Source organism: Chitinophaga pendula (assembly GCF_020386615.1).
Taxonomy (GTDB): Bacteria; Bacteroidota; Bacteroidia; order Chitinophagales; family Chitinophagaceae; genus Chitinophaga; species Chitinophaga pendula.
Genome location: NZ_CP077769.1, coordinates 5273746 through 5288753, shown reverse-complemented (window position 1 = coordinate 5288753; position 15008 = coordinate 5273746). Strand labels below are relative to the sequence as shown.

Genomic DNA, 15008 nt, shown 5'->3' with positions numbered 1-15008 from the left:
TCTGCTTTATTACTATCGGGTAATGACTATTGGTAGGCCGGGAGCTGCTGGAGGAACTGCCATTGCTGTTGTGCATTGACACAGCTGCAGCAGAAGGTATGCTGCCCGTTGGTGATGACCAGGTAAGCGCTGGGCAACACCATATGATAACGGTTTACCTGTTCCAGGGTGAGCTGGGTGAGGGGGACGTTCATCTCTTTGCATTCCACGATCATCCAGGGTTGCATAGCCCGGTTGTATACGATGATGTCGTAGCGCTTTTTCAGGGTACCCAGCCGGATCTCTTTTTCTATGCCTATCAGGGCGGCGGGATATGCCATTGTTTTGACCAGGTATCCCAGGAAGTTTTGCCTGACCCATTCTTCAGGTGTCAGTGTGACAAATCTTTTGCGATAGGGATCGAAGATCAGGTCTTTTCTACCCTCCCGGATGATCCTGAAGTCCGGTTCGGGAAATACGATGGGAATCATCCTGCAAAGATAATGTAACGGCGCGGGAGCGGGAGGGAGATACGGTTTCGGGGCCGGCATTCGGAAAAAAGCCTTATATTTGCGTGTCAAAAGGCTATGAAGACAAAAGAAGAAATTGTAGCTAATTGGCTGCCCCGCTACACAGGAGAAAAATTAGAGAACTTCGGCTCACACATCCTCCTCACTAATTTCAGCAACTATCTAACCTCCTTTGCTGAATGGAATAATGTAAACATCATTGGCGCCGGTAAACCCATGCAATGCGCTACTGCAGGAGAGATCACCATTATCAACTTTGGTATGGGAAGTCCTAGTGCGGCCACTGTGATGGACCTGCTCAGCGCGATCGACCCACAGGCGGTATTATTCCTGGGGAAATGTGGTGGATTGAAGAAAAAGAACAGCATCGGCGATCTGATACTGCCTATCGCTGCCATCCGCGGAGAAGGTACCTCCAATGACTATTTCCCCCCTGAAGTACCTGCATTGCCGGCATTTGCCCTGCAAAAGGCGATCTCCACGACCATCCGTGAGTATGAATGTGACTACTGGACAGGTACCTGCTACAGCACCAACAGAAGGGTATGGGAGCATGACCTGGAGTTCAAACGCTACCTGGAACGTATCCGCGCTATGGCAGTAGATATGGAAACGGCCACTATCTTTTCTGTAGGCTTCTATAACAAGATACCTACCGGAGCCTTGCTGCTGGTATCGGATCAGCCGATGGTACCGGAAGGGGTGAAGACGGAAGAAAGTGATAAGAAGGTGACGACCCAGTATGTAGACCGTCATCTGCGGATCGGTATCGATTCCCTGAAAAATCTGATCAATAGCCACCAGACGGTAAAACATCTACGGTTCTAACGTTTATTTTCCCTATCATTGTAGTATACCCTGCTGATCGGGAATTGTCAACGTACATCTGAAACCGTAATCGTCCGATGTTATTATCCATCCGGGATCTTACCGTTACTTTTGCTGCTGGACAGGAGGCTGTCACGGCAGTAAAAGGTATTTCACTGGAGGTGAACAAAGGCGAGATATTAGGCATAGTAGGAGAGTCGGGGTCCGGTAAGTCGGTCACCTCTCTCGCTATCATGCGGTTGTTACAATCGCCGGGCCGTATCAGTAACGGCAGCATTGTATACCACCAGGGTACGAAGGCTACTTCCCTGTTGACCCTTTCTCCTGAAGAGATGCGTACTTACAGAGGTAATGAGATCGCGATGATCTTCCAGGAGCCTATGACGTCTCTCAACCCCCTGTTGACCTGCGGTGCGCAGGTAACAGAAGTTATCCGTTTACATAAAAAGATATCTGCGGCTGCTGCCAGGGCCCGTGCGCTGGAGTTGTTCCGGCAGGTGCGTCTGCCCGATCCGGAACGATTATTGGACCGCTATCCGCACGAATTGTCCGGTGGACAAAAGCAGCGGGTGATGATCGCCATGGCTATCAGCTGTGCTCCTAAACTGCTGATCGCCGATGAGCCTACTACTGCCTTGGATGTTACGGTACAGCGAACGATCCTGGAGCTGATCCGGGAGTTGCAGCAGCAGCTGGATATGAGTGTTATCTTCATTACACACGATCTGGGAGTGATTGCAGACATTGCCGACCGGGTATTGGTGATGTACAAAGGCGATATTGTAGAACAGGGTACGGTCGATCAGGTATTCCGGCATCCCCGGCATCCCTATACGAAAGGGTTGCTGGCTTGCCGGCCGCCGCTGGACCGGCAACTGCGCCGGCTACCGGTGACCGCCGACTTTATGGAGGTGGATGCCGCGGGGCAGATACGGGAGAAACCTTATGTGATCCGTGAATTGATAGACAGCCTGGTGGTCCCGGCCGGGCAGATAGCAACCCGGGCGGCTACTTTAGCGCAAAGGCCGCCGTTGCTGGAAGTGAAAGGATTGAAGACCTGGTTTCCAGGCAGGCGTAACCTGCTGGGCAAAGTGCAGCACTGGATCAAAGCGGTAGATGATGTGAGTTTTCATGTGCAGGATGGTGAGACGCTGGGGCTGGTAGGAGAGTCAGGATGTGGAAAGACGACCCTGGGCAGAAGTTTACTCCGGCTGGTGCCACCTACCGCGGGTAGTATATTATATAAAGGACAGGAACTGATGGACCTGTCTGCTGGCGGCATGCGGGAACTGCGGAAAGATATGCAGCTGATATTTCAGGACCCGTATTCTTCGCTGCAGCCGCGGATGCCCATTGGGCAGGCGATACTGGAGCCGATGCAGGTGCATGGCTTGTATCAGCATGACCGGGAGCGGAAGGAAAAAGTGATGGAGCTGCTGGAGAAAGTGCAGCTATTGCCCGCTCACTATCATCGTTATCCACATGAGTTTTCGGGTGGGCAGCGGCAACGGGTGGTGATAGCCCGGGCATTGGCAGTACATCCTTCCTTCATCATCTGTGACGAGTCAGTGTCTGCCCTGGATGTAAGTATACAGGCGCAGGTGCTGAACCTGCTGATGCAGTTGCGGGAAGAGTTTGGATTTACTTACATCTTCATCTCACATGACCTTTCGGTAGTCCGGTTTATCAGTGACCGGATGATGGTGATGAACAAGGGGAAGATCGAAGAGCTAGGGCCTGCGGGCGAGGTGTATGCGCATCCGCGAAGTAGTTATACACAGCAACTGATCGCGGCGATACCGAAGGGGATAAATATCTAAATAATTGATAAGCAGGTACTAGTATTCATTTTTGATGGAGTGGATAATTATATGTACCTTCGCCACCTTTAAATTTATTCATACCGTAATATGAAACTATCACAGTTCAAATTCGACCTCCCTTTAAATCTGATCGCACAACATCCTTCCAAAACCAGAGACGAATCTCGTCTGATGGTGGTGAACCGTGCTACCGGCAAAATCGAACACAAGATCTTTAAGGATATCCTGGGTTATTTCAATGACAAGGATGTGATGATGGTGAACAACACCAAGGTGTTCCCTGCCCGTCTGTATGGCCGTAAGGAAAAGACCGGTGCTAAGATCGAGGTATTTTTGCTGCGTGAACTGAACAAGCAGAACCGCCTGTGGGATGTGATCGTTGATCCTGCGCGTAAGATCAGGGTGGGTAATAAATTGTATTTTGGCGACGATGAGTCATTGGTAGCAGAGGTAATAGATAATACTACTTCCCGCGGACGTACCATCCGTTTCCTCTTCGAAGGAAATGACGACGAGTTCAAACAAGTATTGGATAGTCTGGGTGAGACGCCATTACCTAAATACATCAAACGTAAGCCTGAGGATGACGATAAAGAGCGTTACCAGACTGTATACGCCAAGTATGAAGGTGCGGTGGCTGCCCCTACTGCAGGGCTGCACTTTAGCCGGGAGCTGATCAAGCGTCTGGAGATCAAAGGTGTGAAATTTGCTGAGGTGACGCTGCATACCGGTTTGGGTACTTTCCGTCCTATCGAAGTGGAAGATCTGAGCAAACACAAAATGGATGCGGAATATTTCCACATCGATGAGTATGCTGTGAAGATCGTAAACAAAGCAAAAGAAGAGAACCGTAAGATCTGCGCGATCGGTACTACTACCGTACGTGCGGTGGAATCTTCCGTGACTGCACAGAACCACCTGAAGGCAGCAGAAGGATGGACGAACATGTTCATTCACCCGCCTTACGATTTTGCTATCCCTAATGCATTGGTTACTAACTTCCATCTGCCTAAGACGAGCCTGTTGATCATGACTTGTGCTTTTGCCGGTTATGAGTTGATCATGGAAGCTTACCAGCAGGCGATCAAAGAGAAATACCGTTTCTTCAGCTATGGCGATGCCATGCTGATTCTTTAAGATAGTATTCACTGATAGAAAAGTCCCGCCTGCTGGTGGGACTTTTTTTATAGCAGACATAAGCGTTCTCCCTTTATGCAGCAGAGAAAGAAAATAGCGATCATCGTAGCGGGCGGTAGTGGTGTGAGGATGGGCAGCAGCATCCCCAAACAGTTCCTGGAGCTGGAAGGGCGGCCTGTGCTGTATCATACCATTCATGCTTTCTTACAGGCTTACCCGGATATGGAAGTGATATTGGTGGTACCGGCTGAACATTTCAGCTATGTAGCAGGCATATTGCAACATTTTCCCGGAGCGCCTATACAGGTGATAGCAGGTGGGGAGACGCGTTTTCACTCTGTAAAAAATGGCCTGGCGCAGGTAAGGGAGCCGGCTGTCGTATTTATCCAGGACGGTGTACGGCCTTTATTATCTTCTGCGTTGATACATCGTTGTTATGAAGCAGCGCTGGCATATGGTAATGCCATCCCGGTGCTGGAGATGAAGGACAGTGTCAGGCAGGTAGATACTAGGGGCAACAGGGCGGTAGACCGGCAGCAGTTCCGGATCATACAGACGCCGCAGACCTTTCTTTCTGAGCTGATATTAGCAGCATTTGCATTACCCTATGATCCGTTGTTTACGGATGAAGCCACCGTAATAGAGCGGTTAGGGCACCAGGTACACCTGGTTGAGGGGGAAGAAGCGAACATTAAGATCACGCGTCCACAGGATCTTTTAGTGGCTGCCGCTTTGCTGAAAGGCAGCCGTTAATCATTTCATCTTATTATTTGCCGGCGGCGGGAGAAGCCTGACCTTTGCCGATCTTTTGCAGGATCTGGTGAGCGACTTCCAGTGCCTGGAAGCCATCGATCACATTCACATGTACAGGCTTGTTCTGCAGGATGCTGTCGCGGAACAGTTCCAGTTCCATACGGATGGCATTGACCTGTTTGATCTCGGGATTGTCGATGGCGATGGTCTTTTTACCGCTATTGGTATCTATGTCGAGTGTGAATAGGCCTTCGTCTTGTGGTGTTTTCAGTTTGATGATCTCCGTTTTTTTGTCCAGGAAGTCGATACCGATATAGGCATCTTTCTGGAAGAGGCGCATTTTGCGCATTTTTTTGAGGGAGATGCGGCTAGAGGTCAGGTTGGCGACGCAGCCGTTATGGAATTCGATACGTACGTTGGCAATGTCGGGGGTATCGCTCATTACGGCTACGCCACTGGCGGAGATACGGCTGATACTGGATTTGACGATGCTGAGTACGATATCTATATCATGGATCATGAGATCGAGTATCACGCTGACGTCGGTACCTCTGGGGTTGAACTCGGCCAGGCGGTGTACTTCGATGAACATGGGTTTGAGGTCGTATCCTTTTAGGGCGAGGAATGCCGGGTTGAAACGTTCTACATGGCCTACCTGGAATTTGATGTTGGCTTCTTCCACCAGCTTAACCAGTGTTTTAGCCTCTTCCATGGTATTGGTCATGGGTTTTTCCACAAAGATGTGTTTACCATTGCGTAATGCCAGCTCACATAAATTGAAGTGGGTGGTGGTAGGAGATACAATATCGATAGCATCGACCTGCTGTATCAACTCTTCCGCCATGGTGAAGCGTGGAATATTGTATTGCTCGTTGACGCCGGCAGCATTGGCATTGCTGGGGTCATAAAAACCTACAACTTCAACATCTTTCATGGTCACTAGTTGGGAAAGATGGATCTTACCTAAATGTCCTACACCGAAGATTCCTATTTTGAGCATATACGCACAGTGGAATTGATAAAAAAAAATATCTGCGAAAGTAATGAAAATCATTTTCATTATATCACGAAGTTATGTCATCTGACAGTGAGGGGGCGGATGTGGTGGCTCAGAAGATAATCCCTTCTTCTACCATGCTACAGTATCCGGCTTCTGATACGATGATATGGTCCAATACGTCGATATCGAATAGTTTGCCTGCTTCTTTCAGTTTGTGGGTGAGGTTGATATCGGCGCTGCTGGGGCGGAGGCTGCCGGAGGGGTGGTTATGGCAGAGCAGTAGCCTGCTGGCGCCCAGTTCGAGGGCCTCCCGGAAGATGAGTTTAGGATCGACGACGGTGCTGGATGTTCCGCCGGTACTGATACAACGGTACCGGATGACGCGGCAGGCGCTGTTCAGATAGAGGGTATAGAAGGCTTCGAAGGGGCTGTCGCTGAGGATGGGTTTGAAATAGAGGGCGGCATCCCGGCCACCCTGGATGGTCTTTTTTTCACGCATATAACCTGCCTGCCGGCGGCGGGCCAGTTCCATAGCGGCGATGATGGAGAGGGCTTTGACTTCACCGACGCCCTTGATCTTTTTCAATTGTGCGATGCTCAGGCGGCCCAGCTCTCCTAAGTTATTGTCGGCTGCGAGCAGTATTTCGCGGGCCAGGTCAAGGGCAGATTTTTCGCGATAGCCGCTATTGAGCAGGATCGCTAATAGCTCTACTTCGCTGAGGCCAGCGGGACCATTTTGAAGGAGTTTTTCCCTAGGTTTGTCATCTTCCGCCAGTTGACGGATCGCGAAGTGGGTGGGGGTTACATTCACGGGGTATCTTAGATTATACTACAAGATAGGATTTCCGGGGCAAATGTGGCGGGTTGGAGGAAGAAATATAGTCGGGTGTGATATACAAAATGATATGAAAATTATTAGACATTAATGTGTTGATTATAAATAATTTTAGTATTATTAATTTAGTATACATGTATAAAAATGCTAGTAGTGATTGAAAAAAATATGGCAGATACTTTCAAAAAACCATAGTTTTGCACCTTCTTTTCTTTCATCATGCAACCATCAGTTAAAATCTTTACAGGCAATAGTAACCCCGCGTTGGCAGAGAAGATCGCCAAGCGATATGGTAATCCCTTGGGGAAACTTACTATTCAAAAGTTCAGCGACGGCGAGTTTCAGCCGGTTTATCTGGAAAGTATCCGTGGAGACTATGTTTTCCTGGTACAGGGTACGAATGCCCCAGCAGACAACCTGATGGAGCTGTTATTGATGATTGACGCCGCCAAGCGGGCATCTGCGGGTTATATTACTGCGGTGATCCCTTATTTTGGTTTTGCGCGTCAGGATCGTAAGGATAAACCCAGGGTGGCGATCGGTTCGAAGCTGGTAGCGAACCTGCTGACCTCAGCGGGAGCTAACAGGGTGATCACCATGGACTTGCACGCTCCACAGATCCAGGGATTCTTTGATATTCCGGTGGATCACCTGGATAGCTCGGCTATTTTCATTCCTTATATAGAGAATTTGAAGCTGGAAAACCTTACCTTTGCGTCCCCTGATGTGGGCAGCACTAACCGGGTAAGGGAAGTGGCTTCTTACTTCAACGCAGAGATGGTGATCTGTGATAAGCACCGTAAACGTGCTAACGAGATTGCTTCGATGGTGGTGATAGGGGATGTAAAGGACCGCGATATTGTATTGATAGATGATATCTGTGATACAGCGGGTACTTTAAGTAAGGCAGCTAACCTGCTGAAAGAAAAGGGAGCGAGGAGCGTACGTGCTTTCTGTACACACCCGGTCTTCAGTGGTAAGGCATATGAGAACATCGAAAATTCCATACTGGAGGAAATGGTAGTATGTGATACTATTCCCATCCGCCAGGAGAGCAACAAGATCAAAGTGATCAGCACTGCCGAACTGTTTGCCGTAGCGATACGCAACATGTATGAGAATAAATCTATCACTAGCTTATTTGTACACAGTCAGCGCAGGGATAGATAAGGTGTTATAAAGACGGTATTTTATTTACACATATAAATTGTTTAAACAATGAAAACAATAACCATCGAAGGACAACTCAGGAGCGAACACGGCAAAAAAGCCACCCGCCAAATTCGTTCTGAGGGACAAGTGCCTTGTGTTATTTACGGGGGTGCTGAGACCGTGAGCTTTTCTGCTCCGGCTGCGTCTTTCAAAAATCTGGTATATACACCTGATTTTCAGGTAGCAGAAGTGAAACTAGGCGCTAAGACGTACAAATGTGTACTGAAAGACCTGCAGTTTGACACTGTAACGGATGAACTGGCTCACATCGATTTCATGGAGCTGGTAGATGACAAAAAGGTACAGGTGACCTTGCCGCTGAAATTTGTAGGACTGGCTGCCGGTGTTAAAGCTGGTGGTAAGCTGGTTACTAAAATGAAAGCGCTGAAAGTAAAGGCCCTGCCTAAAGATCTTCGCGAGAACATCGAAGTAAACATCGAAACACTGGAGCTGAACGCTAACGTACGCGTAGAAGATGTGCAGCTGGAAGGTATCGAGATCGTTAACTCTCCGCGTATTCCTATCGCTTCTGTGGTAATGACCCGTCAGTTGCGTCAGGAAGAAGCTGCGGCTGAGAAAGACGCTAAGAAGAAATAAACTTTTAGCCTTTTTTATAAAAGCCTCCCGTTTTTCCCGGGGGGCTTTTTATTTTTGAGGCCGGATTGTAGATACATCGTTGTATACCAGGTCCTTCAAAGTAACTAGTATGAAATATCTGATAGTAGGGTTGGGGAATATAGGCGCTGAATATCACCATACCCGTCATAATATTGGCTTTGACGTAGCAGATGCTTTCGCGGCCAAACATGGCGCTACTTTTCGCAGCGACAGGCTGGCAGACGTAGCGGAATGTAAATGGAAAGGACGTGTATTCATCGTTATCAAACCCACCACTTATATGAACCTGAGCGGTAAAGCGCTGAAATACTGGATGGATAAAGAGAAGATCCCCCTGGAGAATATCATGGTGATCGTAGACGAACTGGCCTTACCCCTGGAAACCCTCCGCCTCCGCCCCGGAGGTAGTGATGCCGGCCATAACGGCCTTAAAAATATCCACGAGCTGATAGGTACCGTGGACTATCCCCGCCTGCGTTTCGGTATAGGTAATAACTATCCTAAAGGCAGACAGGTAGAGTTTGTGCTGGGCAAATGGGAACCGGCGGAATGGAAGATCGTGGAAGAGAAAATAGAGAAATGTGTGGAGATCATTGAAAGTTTTGCTGCTGTTGGCATCCAACGTACGATGAATTCCTATAATAAACTTACTTTTCCAGCTGTAAAGTAACGTTGAAAAACCCTAAACGATCCGTTTTTTTAACCATAAAATTGTGCGCTCCATGAAGATTATTTGCGTAGGAAGGAACTATGTAGATCATGCTAAAGAACTAAAGAATGAGGTACCCGAAGAGCCAGTGCTATTCATGAAACCCAAAAATGCATTGCTCCAGAATAACCATCCCTTTTACTATCCGGATTTTACCAAAAATCTCCACTATGAGTGTGAGCTGGTATTGCGCGTGTGCAAGAACGGTAAACACATACAGGAGAAATTTGCTGATAAATATTACGATCAGATCTCGGTAGGTATCGACTTCACCGCCCGTGACTTGCAGGAAAAGCAAAAAACGAAAGGACTGCCCTGGGAGATCGCCAAGTCATTCGATAACTCCGCAGTAGTGGGTAACTTCATCCCGGTGACGCCGGAAATGGACAAAAAGGATATCAATTTCTGCCTCTACAAGAATAAGACGATCGTACAACAGGGAAACACCAAAGACCTGTTATTTTCTTTTGATTTTCTGGTGTCGTATATCTCCAAGTATTTCACCCTTAATATAGGAGACCTGATCTACACTGGTACACCCGCTGGTGTGGGGCCGGTAGAAATAGGGGATACCCTCGAAGCCTTTATTGAGAACGACAGCCTGCTGGAGTTCGTAATAAAATAATAAAATCATCGGTATGCAGCTGTTTATGACAGCTGCATACTAGCTTTATGACATATTCACATAGATAGTATCCAGGATACGGGTCAATTCCTCGTAATCCCTTTCTGTTAGTCCCTTCCATCCTTTCTTACGCATATCCAATACGATAGGTCTTACCTCTTTGTACTTTTCGTTGCCCTTCTCTGTCAGCTGCAAAAAGACCTTTCTGCGGTCGGTCACGGCGCCTTCCCGGATCACCAGCTCCTTTCTTACCATCAGCTCGATGATACGGGATACCGTGGTGATGTCTTTAGACGTCAGCCGGGCCAGTTCGTTGTGCGTGATTTTCTTGTGTTTGTGAAGATTTTCCAGCAATAGCCACTGGTCTACGGTGATATCCTTTTCGAGGTCATCAAAGGTTTTCTGCCAGTAATTACGCAGTTTTTTTAGTGTCGCATCTAGTTTAAAAAAAGAAGGATTACTTACAAAAGTATCGGGCATATTAATTAATTTGCAGTAGCAATAGTTGTAGTAGCAACTATTTTGTGTTATACCTCACCAAAACGATATTACGTGTTTAAAGATAGTATAAGCGCTCCAACTTTAAAAGGCACGGTTAATGATCATCGTCACGATATGACGCAGACAGCACTACTGGAAGAGGCCTACCGCCTGATGTACCAGGCGAAGGAGATGGCTGCTATTTATGAAGCCAACAGGCCCATATGTAAATATGTACATTCTACTTCGCGGGGACATGAAGCGATACAGATCGCCACGGGCATGCAGATGCTGCCCTGCGATTTTGTAAGTCCTTACTACCGGGACGACAGCATGATGATGGCCATGGGATTTTCCCCCCAGGAGCTGATGCTGCAGTTGCTGGCCAAAGGAGCAGATCCCTTTTCCGGCGGACGATCTTACTACTGTCATCCCAGTAGCAGAAGACCGGACCGGCCTACTATCCCACACCAGAGCAGCGCCACCGGTATGCAGGTAATACCCGCCACGGGCATGGCACAGGGTATCAAATACCTGGAAAGCATCACCTCGCCGCTACTCCGGAAAGGTCCGGGAGGAGAGTTGCCTGTAGTACTTTGTTCGCTGGGAGATGGCAGCGTGACAGAGGGAGAGGTGAGCGAAGCATTACAATGTGCAGTGTTGTGGAACCTTCCTATCATCTACCTCGTACAGGACAATGATTGGGGCATCTCCGTAAGCGCCGACGAAGCGCGCGTAATGGATGCCTACGAATATGCCGCCGGATTTAAAGGCCTGAAGCGTATGCGGATAGATGGTAGCCATTTCGAAGAGAGCTATAAAGGGATGCGTACTGCTATAGACTATGTCCGTACTTCCCGTCAACCTATATTAGTACATGCTAAAGTACCGTTGCTCGGGCACCATACTTCCGGTGTACGTAAAGAATGGTACAGGACGCCGGCAGACCTCGAAAAACACACACAGCGCGATCCCATACCTTTGTTAGCACAACAGCTGCAGACAGCGGGCATATCAGCAGACACATTGACGGAGATCGAAACAGCAGCAGCTGACACTATCCGTATCGCCTTCGAAGCAGCCCGGACAGCACCGGAACCTGATCCGCAGGAAGTGATGTCGCATGTATTTGCGCCCACCCCCGTTACGGCAGAAACAGGCACCCGTACCCCCACTACCGGCAGTAAGGTGGTGATGGTCGATGCAGCCCTACATGCTATCGAAGAGCTTATGCGTCAATACCCTGAAGCAATCTTCTATGGCCAGGACGTAGGACGCCGTCTGGGAGGCGTATTCCGCGAAGCAGCTACCCTGGCAGACAAGTTCGGCGACCACCGCGTATATAATACCGCCATACAGGAAGCCTACATCATCGGTGCAACAGCAGGGCTCTCCGCTGTAGGTGTAAAGCCAGTAGTAGAGGTACAGTTCGCCGATTACATCTATCCTGGCTTCAACCAGCTGGTAACAGAGATATCCAAATCCTGCTACCTCAGCAAAGGCAAATACCCTGTACAGACTCTGATCCGCGTGCCCATAGGGGCTTACGGCGGTGGCGGACCCTATCACTCCGGTAGTGTAGAGTCCACCTTGCTGACCATCAAAGGCATCAAAGTAGTCTACCCTTCCAACGTAGCCGATATGAAAGGACTGATGAAAGCAGCCTTCCTGGACCCCAACCCCGTAGTCATACTCGAACACAAAGGGCTCTACTGGAGTAAAGTACCGGGTACCCTGGATGCCATGATGATAGAGCCTTCAGAAGACTATATATTACCATTGGGCAAAGGACGGATAGTGACCGCTGCACATCCCCGTGATATACAAAACGGCAATACCCTTTGTATCATCACCTACGGCATGGGCGTCTATTGGGCCAAAGCTGCTGCTGCACAGTTTCCCGGCCAAATCGAGATCATCGACCTGCGTACCCTCTTCCCCTTGGATGAAGAACTGGTATATAACACCGTTAAAAAGCACGGCAAATGCCTGGTACTCACAGAAGAACAGCTCAATAACTCCTTCGCCGAAGCGCTGACAGGTCGTATTCAGAAGGCCTGTTTCCGGCAGCTGGATGCCCCGGTATTTACACTGGGCGCCCTTAATCTGCCCGCCATACCCATGAATATGGGGCTGGAAGCGGCTGTTTTACCCACCCCGGACAAGGTAGTAGCGGCTATACAGGAGTTATTAGCATATTAAATTGAAAACTTTTTTGTTTACAGCTTGGGATTTAACATTTTCCCCATTATCTTTGCACTCCCGTTTTGGGAATACGGCGAGGTAGCTCAGGCGGTTAGAGCGCAGGATTCATAACCCTGAGGTCGCGAGTTCAACTCTCGCTCTCGCTACAGAACGGGAATTTTCAAGAAAATCTTGGAAGTTCCCGTTTTCTTTTTCAGGCGAAACCCGCGCCAGAAAAGAGGATGCGCGAACGAACTCGTTTAATTTATAGGTTAAACACTGGTGATTTTCCGCATCATAATAGAAGCCATCGGGAAAGATTGTTCTTAGTATCGTTCTTTTTTCTTCTAAATCACTGGAAGCCCACACCAGCCGCAGGCTCTGCAATTTTTCCAGCGATTGCGTGAGCAATTTATCGAGGTTCAACACCCTAGGAATCTCGTTGTCCAATTCCTTCTTTATTGCCTGGATTTTTTCGTTTAAATGGTCGGTTGCCAGATCATAGGCTTCTTTGTCAATCTCATTGAGAGCATGACGAATTTTCAGGCTTTTCACCTGCTTTCCCAATGCCGCCAATTGCTCTTTCAAATTATCATCGTCACCGTTGTTTTGATTGAAATGATCGAAGAGCTTCGTCAATTGCAATTTGACCAGCGGAACGACGGAAGGCGAAATACTGAAATTATCCAGGAAATCAAGAAAGAGATCATTCAATCCTTTGCGCTTCGCTTGTTTGGTCGTGTGCGCATTGATGTTAAGTCCCTTGCAGTGTCTACAGCGATAATAATGGAGGTTCTTGTTTTTATTGAAATATCCAAGCATATAATGCTTGCAATTGACGCATTTTACATGCCGATTTAAAGGGCGCATGTCTTCGGCCTTTTTATGCTGATAGCCCGCCGGATTGCCTTCCAGGATATGTTGCACCTTCATAAAATCGGCTTGGCTGATAAGCGCGGGCCAATTACCTTGTACCGGTTCGTCGATCATTTTATTGATGTTGATGCCGCAATAAAAAGGATTGCGCCAAATCTTCGAGAGTTTTTGAGGGGTCAGCTTTAAGCCTCTCGCTTCCAGTTTGCCGAGAATTTGCGCATCGCTGAAGCGTTGCGACATTTTCCACGCCCAAGCTTCTTTTAAAAGTTCACCGTCTTTATTGATTTCGATGCGCTGATGTTTGGCAATAAATTTTTCATTTTGAACCCGTGGGCCGTAATGGTCATAGCCGACCGGACAAGTGCCGAAGCGCTTACCGTTTCTTAAATGCGCCTGCATGAACGGAACGATGATTTCCAAACGTTCCAGGTTTTCTTTCCTGGCATGTGACAGGCTATCAATAATAGCCATCTGCCCACGGGGCGTTAAAGTTGAAATGCCAGTGGAGACCTCAATGAGATGCACACCAAGATCTTTTACAAGGCTATCAACAAGGCCGATGGCACTAGCGCCAGTGCGGGAAAAACGCGACATCTTGAATACCAGGATAGCAAAAGGCTTTTCACGACTGGCGTCTACCTTATCAATAAGACGTTTAAATTCAGGTCGGAAGTCATCAGTCTTGGCACTTTCATAGGTCCCACCGAATTCCTCCGTAATCTCGAATTTATTTAATCGTGCATAGCGGCGATTGGCTTCAATCTGATTTTCGATGCTGGAATTTTTATCAAACTGTTCTTTTGAACTGACACGGGTATACGACCAGACGGTGAAATTCTTTTCCGTTTGGTCGTCCTTCTTCGGCATAAAGCGCTTGAAATACTCCATGTCATTCATGCTTTTCTCCATAGATTTTATAAAGGGCGATAGAAATTTCGTAGACGAGGGCGATCAATTCCTCTTTGCGATCCGGTGGCAAATTTTTGAAACATGCGTATCGGTCGATGTCGTCAATAGTCAGGCGCGGATTTCGTTTCATACGTTGTGATGTTGAATGGTGATGGCATTCACGACGGGCGTGTCCTGTTGCGCGGTAGCGTTGTAACGCGCATCCATGCACACGATTTGCCGGGGCAATTGGAGCATGAAATCATAGTAAAGCGGTTCCAAACGAATGCCCGTCAACGTGACGGTGTGGGTTGTCCACAGCAGAACGATTTTGTTTGATGACGGGAGATAATCCCCGGCGATCAAATAGCCGTAATTCAAAAAAGTGCGGTTGCTATCCAGCAAGACAAAACAAACATTGCGGACATGCGAAGCCGCGCCGTAAAACTCACCTTCAGGCGAAGTGGAAATTTTACGGGCGGGATCGTTTTCATTCAGTTCATCCAGGCGCAGCTTAAAGTTCAAGCTCAT

At 48.2% G+C, this 15008-nt stretch carries 15 protein-coding genes, 1 tRNA gene and 1 pseudogene; 11 read left to right on the top strand and 6 right to left on the bottom strand.

Annotated elements, in window-relative coordinates; translation table 11 throughout:
- Positions 1 to 26: 26 nt before the first annotated feature.
- Entirely contained in the window at positions 27 to 470 is a 444-nt protein-coding gene (locus KTO58_RS19445) for a type I restriction enzyme HsdR N-terminal domain-containing protein (RefSeq protein ID WP_095837783.1), read from the bottom strand.
- A 96-nt stretch (positions 471 to 566) separates the two neighbouring features.
- Here KTO58_RS19445 and KTO58_RS19440 point away from each other — a divergent pair, with 96 nt between their 5' ends.
- From KTO58_RS19440 to KTO58_RS19425, 4 genes are all read left to right on the top strand, one after another.
- Complete coding sequence (locus KTO58_RS19440; RefSeq protein WP_095837784.1) at positions 567 to 1337, top strand: AMP nucleosidase; 771 nt, start codon at positions 567 to 569, stop codon at positions 1335 to 1337.
- Positions 1338 to 1414: 77 nt separating this feature from the next.
- On the top strand, positions 1415 to 3157 hold the full coding sequence (locus KTO58_RS19435) for an ABC transporter ATP-binding protein (protein ID WP_095837785.1): 1743 nt from the start codon (positions 1415 to 1417) through the stop codon (positions 3155 to 3157).
- Positions 3158 to 3247: 90 nt separating this feature from the next.
- Entirely contained in the window at positions 3248 to 4297 is a 1050-nt protein-coding gene (gene queA / locus KTO58_RS19430; RefSeq protein ID WP_095837786.1) for a tRNA preQ1(34) S-adenosylmethionine ribosyltransferase-isomerase QueA, read from the top strand.
- A gap of 75 nt (positions 4298 to 4372) precedes the next feature.
- Positions 4373 to 5050, top strand: a complete 678-nt coding sequence (locus KTO58_RS19425) for a 2-C-methyl-D-erythritol 4-phosphate cytidylyltransferase (protein ID WP_095837787.1) — start codon at positions 4373 to 4375, stop codon at positions 5048 to 5050.
- 13 nt (positions 5051 to 5063) lie between these two features.
- Here KTO58_RS19425 and KTO58_RS19420 read toward each other — a convergent pair whose 3' ends face one another.
- Both KTO58_RS19420 and radC read right to left on the bottom strand, forming a co-directional pair.
- Entirely contained in the window at positions 5064 to 6050 is a 987-nt protein-coding gene (locus tag KTO58_RS19420; protein WP_095837788.1) for a Gfo/Idh/MocA family protein, read from the bottom strand.
- Between the two features lie 109 nt (positions 6051 to 6159).
- Positions 6160 to 6861 carry a RadC family protein gene (gene radC, locus KTO58_RS19415; RefSeq protein WP_095837789.1) on the bottom strand — a complete coding sequence of 234 codons (702 nt, stop codon included), beginning with the start codon at positions 6859 to 6861 and terminating at the stop codon, positions 6160 to 6162.
- 243 nt (positions 6862 to 7104) lie between these two features.
- Between radC and KTO58_RS19410 the strand changes: the two genes are divergently transcribed.
- From KTO58_RS19410 to KTO58_RS19395, 4 genes are all read left to right on the top strand, one after another.
- Positions 7105 to 8055: a ribose-phosphate pyrophosphokinase gene (locus KTO58_RS19410; RefSeq protein ID WP_095837790.1), complete on the top strand. Its 951-nt coding sequence runs from the start codon at positions 7105 to 7107 to the stop codon at positions 8053 to 8055.
- Between the two features lie 48 nt (positions 8056 to 8103).
- Complete coding sequence (locus KTO58_RS19405) at positions 8104 to 8694, top strand: 50S ribosomal protein L25 (RefSeq protein WP_095837791.1); 591 nt, start codon at positions 8104 to 8106, stop codon at positions 8692 to 8694.
- Positions 8695 to 8803: 109 nt separating this feature from the next.
- Complete coding sequence (gene pth, locus KTO58_RS19400) at positions 8804 to 9385, top strand: aminoacyl-tRNA hydrolase (protein WP_095841488.1); 582 nt, start codon at positions 8804 to 8806, stop codon at positions 9383 to 9385.
- Positions 9386 to 9437: 52 nt separating this feature from the next.
- Positions 9438 to 10049 (top strand): fumarylacetoacetate hydrolase family protein, encoded by a 612-nt coding sequence (locus tag KTO58_RS19395; RefSeq protein ID WP_095837792.1) that lies wholly within the window; start codon positions 9438 to 9440, stop codon positions 10047 to 10049.
- 45 nt (positions 10050 to 10094) lie between these two features.
- On the opposite strand, the gene KTO58_RS19390 is transcribed toward KTO58_RS19395, so the two are convergent.
- Positions 10095 to 10529, bottom strand: coding sequence for a MarR family winged helix-turn-helix transcriptional regulator (locus KTO58_RS19390; protein WP_095837793.1), 435 nt, complete (start codon positions 10527 to 10529; stop codon positions 10095 to 10097).
- 135 nt (positions 10530 to 10664) lie between these two features.
- Between KTO58_RS19390 and KTO58_RS19385 the strand changes: the two genes are divergently transcribed.
- From KTO58_RS19385 to KTO58_RS19375, 3 genes are all read left to right on the top strand, one after another.
- Positions 10665 to 12731, top strand: coding sequence for an alpha-ketoacid dehydrogenase subunit alpha/beta (locus KTO58_RS19385; protein ID WP_095837794.1), 2067 nt, complete (start codon positions 10665 to 10667; stop codon positions 12729 to 12731).
- A 75-nt stretch (positions 12732 to 12806) separates the two neighbouring features.
- Positions 12807 to 12880 (top strand) — tRNA-Met (locus KTO58_RS19380).
- A 364-nt stretch (positions 12881 to 13244) separates the two neighbouring features.
- Entirely contained in the window at positions 13245 to 13574 is a 330-nt protein-coding gene (locus tag KTO58_RS19375) for a hypothetical protein (protein WP_157752846.1), read from the top strand.
- 54 nt (positions 13575 to 13628) lie between these two features.
- Here KTO58_RS19375 and KTO58_RS28940 read toward each other — a convergent pair.
- Positions 13629 to 14456, bottom strand: a pseudogene (locus tag KTO58_RS28940) (recombinase family protein); the annotation flags it as partial.
- 168 nt (positions 14457 to 14624) lie between these two features.
- The gene (locus KTO58_RS19365) at positions 14625 to 15008 is read right to left on the bottom strand and encodes a hypothetical protein (protein WP_095837795.1); all 384 of its coding nucleotides are present in this window, start codon (positions 15006 to 15008) and stop codon (positions 14625 to 14627) included.

What these genes read in the sequence shown, in the direction of transcription:
- KTO58_RS19405 (WP_095837791.1), top strand. Translation starts at nt 8,104, where the DNA reads ATGAAAACAATAACCATCGAAGGACAACTCAGGAGCGAACACGGCAAA.
- KTO58_RS19385 (WP_095837794.1), top strand. Translation starts at nt 10,665, where the DNA reads ATGACGCAGACAGCACTACTGGAAGAGGCCTACCGCCTGATGTACCAG.
- KTO58_RS19420 (WP_095837788.1), bottom strand. Translation starts at nt 6,050, where the DNA reads ATGCTCAAAATAGGAATCTTCGGTGTAGGACATTTAGGTAAGATCCAT.
- KTO58_RS19425 (WP_095837787.1), top strand. Translation starts at nt 4,373, where the DNA reads ATGCAGCAGAGAAAGAAAATAGCGATCATCGTAGCGGGCGGTAGTGGT.
- KTO58_RS19365 (WP_095837795.1), bottom strand. Translation starts at nt 15,008, where the DNA reads ATGAGCTTGAACTTTAAGCTGCGCCTGGATGAACTGAATGAAAACGAT.
- KTO58_RS19410 (WP_095837790.1), top strand. Translation starts at nt 7,105, where the DNA reads ATGCAACCATCAGTTAAAATCTTTACAGGCAATAGTAACCCCGCGTTG.
- KTO58_RS19375 (WP_157752846.1), top strand. Translation starts at nt 13,245, where the DNA reads ATGACGAATTTTCAGGCTTTTCACCTGCTTTCCCAATGCCGCCAATTG.
- pth (WP_095841488.1), top strand. Translation starts at nt 8,804, where the DNA reads ATGAAATATCTGATAGTAGGGTTGGGGAATATAGGCGCTGAATATCAC.
- KTO58_RS19435 (WP_095837785.1), top strand. Translation starts at nt 1,415, where the DNA reads ATGTTATTATCCATCCGGGATCTTACCGTTACTTTTGCTGCTGGACAG.
- queA (WP_095837786.1), top strand. Translation starts at nt 3,248, where the DNA reads ATGAAACTATCACAGTTCAAATTCGACCTCCCTTTAAATCTGATCGCA.
- KTO58_RS19445 (WP_095837783.1), bottom strand. Translation starts at nt 470, where the DNA reads ATGATTCCCATCGTATTTCCCGAACCGGACTTCAGGATCATCCGGGAG.
- KTO58_RS19390 (WP_095837793.1), bottom strand. Translation starts at nt 10,529, where the DNA reads ATGCCCGATACTTTTGTAAGTAATCCTTCTTTTTTTAAACTAGATGCG.
- KTO58_RS19440 (WP_095837784.1), top strand. Translation starts at nt 567, where the DNA reads ATGAAGACAAAAGAAGAAATTGTAGCTAATTGGCTGCCCCGCTACACA.
- KTO58_RS19395 (WP_095837792.1), top strand. Translation starts at nt 9,438, where the DNA reads ATGAAGATTATTTGCGTAGGAAGGAACTATGTAGATCATGCTAAAGAA.